This window comes from Kosakonia sp. N21 (assembly GCF_050587465.1).
Classification (GTDB): Bacteria; Pseudomonadota; Gammaproteobacteria; order Enterobacterales; family Enterobacteriaceae.
Genome location: NZ_JBOBHR010000004.1, coordinates 251,027 through 263,253, shown reverse-complemented (window position 1 = coordinate 263,253; position 12,227 = coordinate 251,027). Strand labels below are relative to the sequence as shown.

The following is a 12,227-nucleotide window of genomic DNA, read 5'->3' as shown; positions in this document are numbered from 1 at the left end:
CCTGTCTGCTGATGATTCGTCGAAACAGGACCTTATCCCGCTGACTGGATAAAGGAATAGTAAGCCGCTTGCGATTATCAAGTGACTGCGGATAACGGACACAAAGAGAATTCTCCTTAGGTGTTTGCTTATCCAACAAGTGGTTACGATTTGCCGTTTCGCTAAAAAACAGGAATATTCTTAATGCATTACCGCAAATTATTAGCAGACTAACTAGCGTAACGAGTATGCATTTGCATGCCCTCAGGTGCAGACCGGATTTCCTGTTCCTGAGGGCTTTTCTTTGTCAGATTTATCTTAAACAGATTAAATAAAATTATATTTTCTCTTCCACAAATTTAGCCGCACGACAAACACCGTGTGTCGCGGTTGCGTTTCAGCCTGCTTGCCGCACAGAAATTTCTTAATAGTTCCCTGCCACAACACCAAAAAAAATCCTTTAACACCTTTATTTTAAAAGGCCTGGTTTTCATCACCTCAAAAACATTCAATCACCCACAACAAATAAGTCATCAATAATTCATACACCTTACAATGCTGCGCTCCGCTTTGACATATTCCCCTCCCCGACTAGAGTTAGATACCGAGAGCGACGACATAGGTAGTTAAATATGTCGTTATTTAAACAACGAAACTGGAGAAATAACATGGCTGAACATCGCGGCGGTTCTGGTAATTTCGCAGAAGATCGTGAAAAAGCATCCGAAGCAGGACGCAAAGGTGGTCAACATAGCGGCGGTAATTTTAAAAATGACCCAGAACGTGCTTCTGAAGCTGGTAAAAAAGGCGGTCAACAGAGCCATGGCGGCGGCCGCAAATCGGGTGAATAAGTTTTAATTACCCGTCCGCTTTACATAACGTTTAATTTTACTCAATGACGGCGAGCCGTTTCCCGGCTCGCTATTCCCCCTGTTTAACCAGAGGTGAAAATTTATGCAGGTCAATTCACTAACTGATTTTTTCATTCACTCTTTGTCTGATATTTACAATGCGGAAAAACAGCTTACCCGTGCGCTCATGAAATTATCGCGGGAAGCGTCAAATAGCAAACTATCAGAGGCATTTAAAAAACATTATGAAGAAACCCAAGGGCAAATCGAGCGTATCGATCAGCTTGTCGAATCCGAACCTTCGATTAAGCTTAAGCGTATGAAATGCCACGCAATGGAAGGACTGATTGACGAAGCCAACGAAGTTATCGAAGCCACGGAAAAAGGCAGCGTACGCGATGCGGCACTGATCGCAGCCGCGCAAAAAGTGGAACATTATGAAATCGCCTCGTACGGTACGCTGTGCACTCTCGCCAGCCAGCTGGGCCTGAAAAATGCACAAAAATTGCTCTCCGCCACGTTAGACGAAGAAAAAACCACCGATGGTTTACTCACCCAAATAGCCACATCGACCATTAATCAAAAAGCGGAAGTGGAATAACCTCTTCATTAATAGCTATGCGACGACATTAATCTTCTCTGCTAAGCACATTAATTATTGAGGAATGTATCATGACGCCACAAGAAAATTATCATGACTGGCTACGCGATGCGCACGCTATGGAAAAACAGGCAGAATCTATGCTTAATGCCATGAGTAACCGTATCGATAATTACCCCGATTTGCGTGCGCGCATTGCGCAACATCTGACTGAAACTCAGACGCAAATTAAATTACTGGAAGAAGTCATTGATCGTAACGGTATTAGTCGCTCGTTATTAAAAGATGCCACCAGTAAAATGGCGGCAATGGGGCAAGCCGTTGGCGGAATGTTTGCCTCCGACGAAATTGTCAAAGGTTCTATCAGTAGTTATGTATTCGAACAATTTGAAATTGCCTCTTATACCTCGTTAATTGCTGCTGCGCAAAAGGTTGGCGATACCGCCAGTGTAGAAGTATTTGAGCAAATCCTGGCGCAAGAAGAAGCGATGGCAGATTGGGCACTGACACATTTGCCTGTTGTCACTGAACAATTTTTACTTCGTGATGCAGCAGACGGCGTCGAAGCGAAGAAATAACCACCACGCAACCGGAGGTTTTATGTTTCGACACGTAAAACAATTACAGTATACCGTCCGGGTCAGCGCGCCCAATCCGGGACTGGCTAACCTCTTGCTTGAACAATTCGGCGGCCCTCAAGGTGAACTCGCTGCCGCTTGTCGTTACTTTACCCAGGGATTGGGTGATGAAGATGCCGGGCGCAAGGAGATGCTCATGGACATTGCCACCGAAGAACTGAGCCATCTGGAAATTATTGGCTCGCTGGTTGGTATGCTCAATAAAGGGGCAAAAGGCCAGTTAGCGGAAGGGACGGAAAATGAAGCCGAGCTTTACCGTTCGTTAACGGAGAATGGTAACGACAGCCATATCACCTCGTTACTGTACGGCGGTGGCCCCGCGCTGACCAATTCCGCGGGGGTGCCCTGGACGGCAGCCTATATTGATACCATTGGCGAAGTAACGGCGGATCTGCGCTCTAATATTGCCGCAGAGGCCCGGGCCAAAATCATCTATGAGCGCCTGATCAATGTCACCGACGATCCCGGCGTCAAAGACGCGTTGGGTTTCTTAATGACGCGCGAAGCAGCGCATCAGCTGTCATTTGAGAAAGCGCTCTATTCCATTCGCAATAATTTCCCTCCAGGCAAGTTGCCACCTGTCGAACAGTACACCCATGTCTATTACAACATGTCGGAGGGGGACGATCCGCGCGGCAGTTGGAACAGCGATGAACACTTCGAGTACGTTGCTAATCCGCAACCTGCGGTCGACGGCGGTGATGGTCTGGCAACGGTGACGCTCAGTAAGGAGCAGGAAGCACTGGTGAAAGCGATGGCTAAACGCACCCAATCCGATCCTGCTGTCGACCCGCTAACCGGTGCAGAACTGGGTAGCGGCGAGCCTCGAGAGGAATAACCATCCGTATTGCTTACGCGACACACCCCTTAAACAAGGGGTGTTTTTTTAGAAGGTGACCCACATGTTTGCATGGGATGCGTTTCATCTGGCAAGACTACAGTTCGCCTTTACCGTCTCGTTTCATATCATTTTCCCGGCCATCACCATCGGCCTTGCCAGCTATCTTGTGGTTCTGGAGGGACTCTGGTTAAAAACACGAAATAGCGACTGGCGTGCGCTCTACCATTTCTGGTTAAAAATATTTGCCGTTAATTTCGGCATGGGCGTGGTGTCAGGTCTGGTGATGGCCTACCAGTTCGGCACCAACTGGAGCGGATTTTCACAGTTTGCCGGAAGTATTACCGGCCCGTTGTTGACCTACGAAGTGCTGACCGCCTTCTTCCTCGAAGCCGGTTTTCTCGGCGTGATGCTGTTCGGTTGGAATAAGGTAGGTCCAGGCCTGCATTTTTTCGCCACCTGCATGGTGGCACTCGGCACGTTGATGTCCACCTTCTGGATCCTGGCATCCAACAGTTGGATGCACACACCGCAAGGCTTCACCATTGAAAACGGTCAGGTTGTGCCAACCGACTGGCTGGCGGTCATTTTTAATCCCTCTTTTCCGTATCGCCTGCTGCATATGACCATTGCGGCGTTTCTCAGTAGCGCGCTGCTGGTCGGCGCTTCTGCGGCCTGGCATCTGTTGCGCGGCAGGGACGCTTCCGCCATACGCAAAATGCTGTCAATGGCGATGTGGATGGTGCTGATTGTCGCGCCCTTGCAGGCCTTTGTTGGCGATATGCATGGTCTGAATACCCTTAAACATCAGCCCGCGAAAATCGCCGCCATTGAAGGACATTGGGAGAATCCGCCAGGGGAAGCCACACCACTGATCCTCGTCGGCCTGCCTGATATGGAACAGGAGCGCACCCGCTATGCGGTGGAAATCCCGGCGCTCGGCAGCCTGATTCTCACCCACTCATTAAATGAGCAGGTTCCGGCACTGAAATCCTTCCCCAAAGCGGAACGGCCCAATTCCACCCTCGTTTTCTGGTCATTCAGACTGATGGTGGGCATGGGCGTACTGATGATTGTTCTGGGTCTCGCGGCATTATGGTTGCGATACCGGCGTCGTTTATTCCACACCCGGCCTTTTCTTCATTTTGCGCTGTGGATGGGGCCAGCCGGTCTGGTGGCGATCCTCGCCGGGTGGGTGACCACCGAAGTGGGGAGGCAACCCTGGGTAGTGTATGGACTGCTGCGGACCGCAGACGCCGTGTCTGCGCACAGCACGCTGCAAATGAGCCTGAGTCTGCTGCTGTTTATTGTGGTCTACAGCTCGGTATTCGGCGTGGGTTACAGCTATATGCTGCGGCTGATCAAAAAAGGGCCGCATCCGATCGACGAGCCCCCGGAAGATGGCAGACCGGCGCGCCCGTTGTCTGCCACCGGGGAACGGTTACAGGGCGAGGAGAATCACTAATGGGTATCGACTTATCACTGATCTGGTTTGTCATTATCGTTTTCGCCACGCTGATGTACATCGTAATGGACGGTTTCGATCTGGGGATTGGTATTCTTTTCCCTGCGATTCAGGATCCGCTTGAGCGCGACATCATGGTGAACAGCGTCGCTCCGGTATGGGATGGCAACGAAACCTGGCTGGTCCTGGGCGGCGCCGGACTTTTTGGCGCATTTCCCCTCGCCTACGCGGTGATTGCCGATGCCCTGGCGATTCCTCTCACACTTATGTTGATCGGGCTGATTTTTCGCGGCGTTGCGTTTGAGTTCCGCTTTAAAGCAACGCCCGCTCACAAATCGTTTTGGGACCGGTCTTTCTTCGCGGGCTCCCTGCTCGCCACGTTTGCACAAGGGATCGTTGTCGGCGCGGTGATCAACGGTTTCCCTGTCAGCGAGCGCACCTTCAGCGGCGGTGCTTTGGACTGGCTTACGCCGTTTAATCTGTTTTGCGGCATCGGGCTGGTTGTCGCCTACGCCATGCTCGGCTCCACCTGGCTGGTCATGAAGAGTGTGGGGAATTTGCAGTATACGATGCGCACAGCTGCCAGGACGCTGCTGCTCGCCTTATTGCTGGCCATCGCCGTTATCAGTATCTGGACTCCGTTGGCACACCACACCATTGCCTTGCGCTGGTTCAGCCAGCCCAATCTGTGGTTTTTTGCCCCCGTTCCGTTACTGGTTGTGATACTGAGCCTCTGCCTCTGGCGAATGCTGCAACAGCCCCACTACCACATGTTGCCTTTTATCCTCACGCTTGGGCTCATCTTTCTCGGTTTCAGCGGCCTCGGCATCAGTATATGGCCGAATATTATTCCGCCGGATATTTCACTGTGGCAAGCCGCCGCTCCGGCGCAAAGTCAGGGATTTATGCTGGTAGGTGCACTGCTGATCATTCCCCTGATCCTGGTATATACCTCATGGAGTTATTACGTGTTTCGCGGGAAAATTCATCCCGGGGAGGGATATCACTGATGTTAAATAAACCTCAGGCCACCGCCAGGAAAGTGATGTGGTTTATTTTTTTGTGGTTCAGTAGCGTGCTGGCACTCTTTATTGCCAGCACATTGATTAAACTTCTGATGTCATTCGCCGGTCTTCGTACTGGCTAAAAAAGGTTATTCCCTGGCCTCACCGTACCCGGCTAATAACATGATTAATGTTCCCATGGCATAACTTGTCGCTTGCTTAATAATCGCTTCACTGTCGCCGTCAAAATGCTTCACTTTCGTCGAAAGCGTATTGTCGGGAAGCTGCCAGGCAAACCAGATGGTGCCCACTGGCGTGCCATCTTCTCCCCCCTCCGGTCCGGCATAACCACTTACCGCCAGGCTGACATGCGCCCCCGAACGTTGCTGTGCGCCTGCGGCCATCTCTTTTACCGCCTGTTCGCTCACCGCCGTGTGCGTTGCTATCGTCCCGGCGCTGACCTCAAGCAATCGAATTTTCGCCTCGTCGGTATAGGTGATAAACCCGCAACCGTAGAACGCCGGAGTATTTTCTGCCGCGCACAACGCAGAGGCTATCAGTCCGCCGGTACACGACTCCGCAGTCGCCAGTTGCAACTTTTTTTCCTGTAACAATCGCCCCAGTTCATTGGCGATGGATAGAGATGGTGTCGTCATCACTTTTTCCCTCTGTGTAAATAGGGCGGTGCTGACTTCCACCGCCGTGAAGCCAACTTACAGTGTCGCCTTTGCGGCGCTCATGCCTGGCACCAGGATCACCTTGCGGCACTCTTCCTGGCGTTTTTCGAAGATTTCATAGCCACGCGCCGCCTCTTCCAGCGGCATATGGTGTGTGACGATCTCTTCCGGCGTCAGATGCCCTTGCTCAATCAGGTTAAGCAGATCCGGTAAGTAAGCGTGAACATGCGTCTGGCCCATTTTAAAGGTGAGACCTTTATCAAAGGCGTCGCCGAACAGGAAGCCATGGATAAACCCGGCATACACACCAGGCACGCTGACAATTCCACCGCGGCGCACAGCGGCAATACACTGTCTGAGCGCTTTCCCGCTGCTGCCCTCGATTTTCAAGGTACTTAGCACCGTTTCGGTCAGGCTCCCTTTCGCTTCGAAGCCAACGGCATCAATCACCGCGTCCACGCCCCGATTGCCCGGCGTCTGCTCAATTATCCAGGCGGCAGGATCGTCGTTTTTATCAAAGTTAATGGGAATTGCGCCGTAGCGTTGCTGTGCGAACGCCAGCCGGTAATCATTATGATCAATGATAAAAATCCGTTCTGCGCCATTCAGTCGCGCACATGCCGCCGTCAGCAGTCCCACCGGCCCTGCACCGTAAATCGCAACACTTGAGCCCTGTTTCACCTCAGCATTTTTGACCGCCTGCCAGGCCGTAGGGAGGATATCGGAGAGAAATAAGACTTTCTCATCCGGCAAGGTATCCGGCACTTTAAATGGCCCGGTATTAGCTTTTGGCACCCGCACATATTCGGCCTGCCCGCCGGGTATCCCGCCATACATATCGCTGTAGCCAAAGAGGGCAGCAGGCGGCGTAATGGTTTTGCGGTTCAGCGTCGCACCTTTGCCACTATTGGTCTTTTCGCACGCAGCATATTGTTGCAGACGGCAGAAAAAGCAGTCTCCACAAGCGATAACAAATGGGATAACCACGCGATCGCCTTTGCTGACGGCTTTCACTTCGGGGCCTGCCTCAACGACCTCCCCCATAAATTCATGCCCGAAAATATCTCCATGATGCGTGCCGGGTATTTTGCCGCGATAAAGGTGCAAATCGGAACCGCAGATCGCGGTTGCCGTCACGCGCAGGATGATATCGTCCGGCGCGGCTAAACCCGGATCGGGCATGTTTTCGACTTTCACACGATGCGGACCATGCCAGGTAAGTGCTCTCATTGCGTGTTCTCCCGTAAATAACAAGCCAATATTGACTGACGAAGCCGTAATAAAAATGAGCGAGCATAAACACAAAAATAATCATTTATGCACTCACTACTTTTTGTTGAATGATAAAAACATTGACGTACTGACTATTTAAAAATCGCCATGCAAATCATCAACACCATATAAAGAATAGAGCAAAAATAAGATAGCAACAGAAACGAATACGCTTAGAACAATAATATGAAGACAGCAAGCGCAACGGCGTAAAAAATAAATCATCACCTGATAAAACAGAAAATTCTCGCTCGCTTTCTTTCTTATTATCGGGAATATCCACGAGGGGTTATTAACGAACAGAACCAGCGGCGTTTCTTTTTTCCCGTCACTGTCGACTCACATTCATCAGTGGCGATATTCACGTTATCAATGCTCAGAAAGCGAACAAGACATTCGTCGCTGCCATAGCACGTCGATGAAAAGAGCCCCGTTATCCTGACGCAGGCTGGCCCTGAAAAACGCTGGCGTGCTAAAACAGCGACTTAATCAACTGTATAAAAAAATATTGCCAACGGAACAGAAATCAACGCCCTAATAGTTAAGGAATATATCCTGTAATTTATAACCCCCAATGATTGAGAATGTTCTTATGAGCAAGATCACAGTATTGACAGCACATTTTCCATCACCAAACAAATAATGATGATCCGACCAATACAGCAACATCATTTGTGAATAACCTATTAAAGTTATGTAAGCGGCGGGCGATAACAGTGCAGAATGAATAACAAAAAAGATCGCACATTCACAATTAACTCTACTAAGCGCTATCGCAAGGATTAGCCGTTTAGCCCCATAAATTCACCAGGATGTCCGCCCTATAATTTGTTGATTAACCCAATAAAAACAAAGGTGAAATATGTCTGTACTCACGGCGATAAAAAAAATTCCTGGCGCCTCACTGCTTCGCGGTCGTCACCATCCCGCCAATGGTACTTATGATTGTCAGAATCTGCCCGCGTCATTATCAGCAGCGGGATTAAGCAACAGCGCAGCAGGCATTTTGATGACCTTTGTGCCGCCCAATGCCGACTACTCACGTGTCAGCCAGGCCTGGCAGCGCTTCTCCTCTTCCCATTTGACGGTCGTGACGCTCTCTTCCAGCGGCGCACTGAGCAGCAGTTGCCGGGAGACCACCTATTGCGATGGCGCAGGGCAACAAGGTAGCTGGTTGATGCTGCCCAACAATCTGATCGCTGAACACGAAGTACATATCGTTGATCTGCATGTCAAAAATACACATACCGCGACCGATCGCATTAAAGCCATTACGCAAGAGCTGGACCGGCTGAAAGTTAAAATGCCGCTATCTTCCGACCGCACGTTTGCCATGATCTATTGCGATGGCTTGTCTGCATCCGAAGGTTTCCTGATGCAGGCCTGGTATAACAGCGGCCGTTTTCCGTGCCTGGCCATTGGCGGCTCTGCGGGCGGTAAACTGGCGTTTGACGGTACCTGGATAAGCGTGGGCGGTAAGGTGCTGCAAGGCAAAGCAGTGATCATTTTTTGTAAAATGGCGGCCGGTAAATCGTTCGCCCCCTTTAAAAGCCAGAACTTTAAGCCACTGAAGAAAAGCTGGCTTGTCGCGCAGGCCGATCCGGTCGCGCGCACGGTCACGTCAGTCTTTGATGAACAGGGCCAGCAGCAATATTTCACGACCGCGCTGGCGGAACATCTGCGTTGCGATGAGCAACACCTGACAGAGGGGCTGAAGGGATTAACGTTCGGCGTCAAAGTCGGTGATGAGTACTTTATCCGTTCAGTGGCCAAGATTGATGACGATGGCGTCCACTTTTTCTGTGACCTGGAGTTTGGCGACCGCCTGCATCTGCTGGAAGAGACCGACTTTAAGCAAACCACCCTGCACGACTGGAAGAACTTTATTGCCCCGCTGGGCAAGCCCGCGGCGATCCTGATGAACGACTGTATCTTGCGCCGCCTCGGCAGCGAGTCGCAGTTGCATAACGCCCATTTCTTTAAAGGCTTACCGGCGGCGGGTTTCTCCAGCTTCGGCGAAATTCTCGGCGTGCCGATTAACCAGACCTTATCGGCGCTGGTATTTTTTAACCATAACGTCAAAGCCATGACCCACTTCCCTGTCGAATATGCCAGCTATGCCGGGCATTACGCCCAACGTGCGCTGCGCCGCTGGGAGGCGCTCAATGATTTTCAGACCGGGGTGATTAATCGCGTTGTCGCCTACCAGCAAAAACTGGCTCCGCTGATGGCGGCACTGCCCATGCTGGAAGCGGCAACACAAACCCAGAATGAAACGCTGGGCATAGCCGAAAACAGTATTCGCTCCATCAGTGATATCGCCATGCAGAGCCAGCAAGCGCAGAACCGTTTAGTCGAGGGGTTGGATGACCTGGAAAAAATTTCCGCCGGTATTAATGACATTACCAGCGGTATCAGCAATATTGCCTTCCAGACCAACTTGCTGTCGTTAAATGCCGCCGTAGAAGCGGCGCGTGCCGGTGAGGCCGGTCGGGGGTTTGCGGTGGTGGCAACCGAGGTCAGACGACTCGCGCACTCCTCTAAAGAACAGGCGGATGCGACGGCAGAAAATATTAACCAGGCGGTAAGCACCATTTCGCGTATTCGCGCCGTCGCCAACAATACGGTTGAAACCGCCAGTAATATGGCGCAGCACTCTATTACCGCTGCTGACACCATTGCCGCGATGAGTAATAAAACCACCCATGAGCGTGAGAATATAGCCAAACATCTGAGCAGCCTGCATGCATTAACTTCCGGAATGGATGCTATGCAGGAAGCCGTTGCACAGCTTACGGTATTACAAAAACTCTCGACGCGACATGAGCATCATTAATGTAATAACGCCCGTTATTTATTATCCCTTTGTCGGTGCTGCGACAAAGGGAATTCAACAGAAATAAACACCATGGCGGAGATTACGAAAACAAAGCGTAGCAGAGTAATTAATTTAGCTTGTAGATTCAACACCTTAATATTTCTTAAGCTTCTTTTTTTGTGAGAACCCCCACAATATTATTTTAAAAGAAGCAGTAAATATAAGGTATATTCTCAAAACAACCTCGTTGTGATGCCAGACAGATATGGCAATGTGTTTGTGGAAGGACTCCCGCCTGATGTTTTCTCAATAAAAATTGAACGATAGCACTGACAATACCGGGAGTATTTATGAACATTACCAAACGCTTATTACTGACCTTTTCGCTTTTAATTATCAGCCTAATTGTTACCAACGTCATAGCCATGATGTCATTGTCAAAAATTGGCAATGAAACAGAATATTTCCAGGCCAATATATTGCCCAGTCTGGATGCAATGAATAAAGAAATGTTTAAAGTCACCGCTGTCCGTTCGCAGCTCTATTTGCATGGCCTGGCTGAAAGCGATACAGAGATGAGCGCAATTAAGCAAGAAGCCATAAAAGTCTATGACGAACTTTCCGCTATGCATCAGCATTACCTCAGTGACCTGATTTCCGATCAACACGACCTGGAATTATCAAAGAAAACGCAGGCTGATTTAGAAAGTTTCCGTGGCGTGATGGATCAGTATTTTAAAATTTCCGAGACAAACGATCGTAACGCCATTGCTGCCACCATGCGTTCCGGGGGATTGGTGGCCAGTAAAATCAGCCAACTGGCAAAAGATTTTACCGACCAGATCGCCTACAACGCCCAGTTGGTCGAGCAGTCAAACCAGGCTAACAAAGCGTTAATTCAACATTCAATGGTCCTCTCTGCCGGGGCAACGCTGGTCGCCACGCTGGTGCTCGGTATCTTTGGTTTGCTGACCGTGCTTAATATCCGCAACCGTCTTAACGCGATGAAAGACGGCATGGTCCACATCAGCGAGAACCTGAATCTTGAGAAAAACCTGGACGCCGGTCGTCAGGATGAAATCGGCATGGCCATCTCCGCCTTTAACGCCCTGCTTAACCGCATGTCGGAAGCGCTGGTAATGGTACGTTCCGCGTCGCATTCGGTCAGTACAGCGGCAAACCAGATTGCCGTCGGCAATAACGAATTAGCTGCCCGTACTGAACAGCAGTCCGCGGCCGTGGTGGAAACCGCCGCCAGTATGGAAGAGTTAAGCTCCACCGTGAAACAGAACGCGCAGAACGCCCAACAGGCAAGTCTGCTGGCGATAGCCGCATCCGACAGCGCAAGCACGGGTGGCAGCGTGGTCAGTACAGCGGTGGCGCGGATGAAAGATATCAGCGACAGTTCACACCGTATTGCTGATATTACCTCAGTGATTAACGGCATTGCGTTCCAGACCAATATCCTGGCGCTTAACGCCGCCGTCGAAGCGGCCCGCGCCGGTGACCAGGGGCGCGGATTTGCAGTGGTGGCAGGTGAAGTTCGCTCCCTTGCCCAGCGTAGTGCCCAGGCGGCAAAAGAAATTGAAACCCTGATCCACGAATCCGTGGCACAGGTAGCGGAAGGCACCCGCCAGGTGGATCTCGCCGGGGAAACCATGAGCGGTATTGTCCACTCGGTCACCCAGGTGAAAGATCTGATGCAGGAAATTGCTGCCGCATCGGACGAACAAAACCGTGGTATCTCGCAGATTGCCCAGGCGATGAGCGAAATGGACACCACCACGCAGCAGAACGCCGCGCTGGTTCAGGAGTCCACCGCTGCCGCCGGCAGCCTGGAAGATCAGGCGACAAAACTGCAAGAGATGGTCAATGTCTTCCGCCTGCCTGGCGCACAGCAGAGCGCTGCCCCACGCAGTGCCGCCAGCCGGACATCACGACTGGCAGCCGCGACCGCCTCCTCGGGAGACGCAGGCTGGGAAACCTTCTGATGATAGATATTGCTTCGCGCGCCGGCCTGCCGCTCCCACTCTCCCGGTAGGGTTGCAGGCTTCTTCACTGCCACTGATTTCACGTGGCAGTGC

The 12,227-nt window shown here is 51.1% G+C and carries 11 protein-coding genes; 9 read left to right on the top strand and 2 right to left on the bottom strand.

Annotated elements, in window-relative coordinates:
- Nucleotides 1–647: 647 nt before the first annotated feature.
- The 7 genes from ACQ3G7_RS11480 to ACQ3G7_RS11450 all read left to right on the top strand — a co-directional run bounded on the left by ACQ3G7_RS11480 (nucleotide 648) and on the right by ACQ3G7_RS11450 (nucleotide 5,519).
- The gene (locus ACQ3G7_RS11480) at nucleotides 648–830 is read left to right on the top strand and encodes a con-10 family general stress protein (RefSeq protein WP_061496377.1); all 183 of its coding nucleotides are present in this window, start codon (nucleotides 648–650) and stop codon (nucleotides 828–830) included.
- Nucleotides 831–933: 103 nt separating this feature from the next.
- Nucleotides 934–1,431, top strand: a complete 498-nt coding sequence (locus ACQ3G7_RS11475) for a YciE/YciF ferroxidase family protein (RefSeq protein WP_430889894.1) — start codon at nucleotides 934–936, stop codon at nucleotides 1,429–1,431.
- Between the two features lie 71 nt (nucleotides 1,432–1,502).
- On the top strand, nucleotides 1,503–2,009 hold the full coding sequence (locus ACQ3G7_RS11470; RefSeq protein WP_430889893.1) for a ferritin-like domain-containing protein: 507 nt from the start codon (nucleotides 1,503–1,505) through the stop codon (nucleotides 2,007–2,009).
- Nucleotides 2,010–2,031: 22 nt separating this feature from the next.
- Nucleotides 2,032–2,907 (top strand): manganese catalase family protein, encoded by an 876-nt coding sequence (locus ACQ3G7_RS11465; protein ID WP_263100603.1) that lies wholly within the window; start codon nucleotides 2,032–2,034, stop codon nucleotides 2,905–2,907.
- Between the two features lie 64 nt (nucleotides 2,908–2,971).
- A complete protein-coding gene (locus ACQ3G7_RS11460; protein ID WP_430889892.1) occupies nucleotides 2,972–4,372 on the top strand; it encodes a cytochrome ubiquinol oxidase subunit I in 1,401 nt (466 codons plus the stop codon).
- Nucleotides 4,372–5,382, top strand: coding sequence for a cytochrome d ubiquinol oxidase subunit II (cydB, locus tag ACQ3G7_RS11455; RefSeq protein ID WP_430889891.1), 1,011 nt, complete (start codon nucleotides 4,372–4,374; stop codon nucleotides 5,380–5,382). Before ACQ3G7_RS11460 ends, cydB begins: the two co-directional genes overlap by 1 nt.
- A complete protein-coding gene (locus ACQ3G7_RS11450) occupies nucleotides 5,382–5,519 on the top strand; it encodes a DUF2474 family protein (RefSeq protein ID WP_134318085.1) in 138 nt (45 codons plus the stop codon). Before cydB ends, ACQ3G7_RS11450 begins: the two co-directional genes overlap by 1 nt.
- Nucleotides 5,520–5,525: 6 nt before the next feature.
- Here the strand turns inward: ACQ3G7_RS11450 and ACQ3G7_RS11445 are convergent, their stop codons facing one another.
- Both ACQ3G7_RS11445 and ACQ3G7_RS11440 read right to left on the bottom strand, forming a co-directional pair.
- Nucleotides 5,526–6,032 (bottom strand): 2-oxo-tetronate isomerase, encoded by a 507-nt coding sequence (locus tag ACQ3G7_RS11445; protein ID WP_088237868.1) that lies wholly within the window; start codon nucleotides 6,030–6,032, stop codon nucleotides 5,526–5,528.
- Nucleotides 6,033–6,089: 57 nt separating this feature from the next.
- Nucleotides 6,090–7,283, bottom strand: a complete 1,194-nt coding sequence (locus ACQ3G7_RS11440; RefSeq protein ID WP_430889890.1) for a zinc-dependent alcohol dehydrogenase — start codon at nucleotides 7,281–7,283, stop codon at nucleotides 6,090–6,092.
- A 904-nt stretch (nucleotides 7,284–8,187) separates the two neighbouring features.
- On the opposite strand from ACQ3G7_RS11440, the gene ACQ3G7_RS11435 reads away from it, so the two are divergent.
- Together ACQ3G7_RS11435 and ACQ3G7_RS11430 are read left to right on the top strand one after the other, a co-directional pair.
- On the top strand, nucleotides 8,188–10,161 hold the full coding sequence (locus ACQ3G7_RS11435) for a methyl-accepting chemotaxis protein (RefSeq protein WP_430889889.1): 1,974 nt from the start codon (nucleotides 8,188–8,190) through the stop codon (nucleotides 10,159–10,161).
- 332 nt (nucleotides 10,162–10,493) lie between these two features.
- A complete protein-coding gene (locus ACQ3G7_RS11430; protein WP_430889888.1) occupies nucleotides 10,494–12,134 on the top strand; it encodes a methyl-accepting chemotaxis protein in 1,641 nt (546 codons plus the stop codon).
- Nucleotides 12,135–12,227 lie beyond the last annotated feature (93 nt).

What these genes read in the sequence shown, in the direction of transcription:
- ACQ3G7_RS11480 (WP_061496377.1), top strand. Translation starts at nt 648, where the DNA reads ATGGCTGAACATCGCGGCGGTTCTGGTAATTTCGCAGAAGATCGTGAA.
- ACQ3G7_RS11475 (WP_430889894.1), top strand. Translation starts at nt 934, where the DNA reads ATGCAGGTCAATTCACTAACTGATTTTTTCATTCACTCTTTGTCTGAT.
- ACQ3G7_RS11470 (WP_430889893.1), top strand. Translation starts at nt 1,503, where the DNA reads ATGACGCCACAAGAAAATTATCATGACTGGCTACGCGATGCGCACGCT.
- ACQ3G7_RS11465 (WP_263100603.1), top strand. Translation starts at nt 2,032, where the DNA reads ATGTTTCGACACGTAAAACAATTACAGTATACCGTCCGGGTCAGCGCG.
- ACQ3G7_RS11460 (WP_430889892.1), top strand. Translation starts at nt 2,972, where the DNA reads ATGTTTGCATGGGATGCGTTTCATCTGGCAAGACTACAGTTCGCCTTT.
- cydB (WP_430889891.1), top strand. Translation starts at nt 4,372, where the DNA reads ATGGGTATCGACTTATCACTGATCTGGTTTGTCATTATCGTTTTCGCC.
- ACQ3G7_RS11450 (WP_134318085.1), top strand. Translation starts at nt 5,382, where the DNA reads ATGTTAAATAAACCTCAGGCCACCGCCAGGAAAGTGATGTGGTTTATT.
- ACQ3G7_RS11445 (WP_088237868.1), bottom strand. Translation starts at nt 6,032, where the DNA reads ATGACGACACCATCTCTATCCATCGCCAATGAACTGGGGCGATTGTTA.
- ACQ3G7_RS11440 (WP_430889890.1), bottom strand. Translation starts at nt 7,283, where the DNA reads ATGAGAGCACTTACCTGGCATGGTCCGCATCGTGTGAAAGTCGAAAAC.
- ACQ3G7_RS11435 (WP_430889889.1), top strand. Translation starts at nt 8,188, where the DNA reads ATGTCTGTACTCACGGCGATAAAAAAAATTCCTGGCGCCTCACTGCTT.
- ACQ3G7_RS11430 (WP_430889888.1), top strand. Translation starts at nt 10,494, where the DNA reads ATGAACATTACCAAACGCTTATTACTGACCTTTTCGCTTTTAATTATC.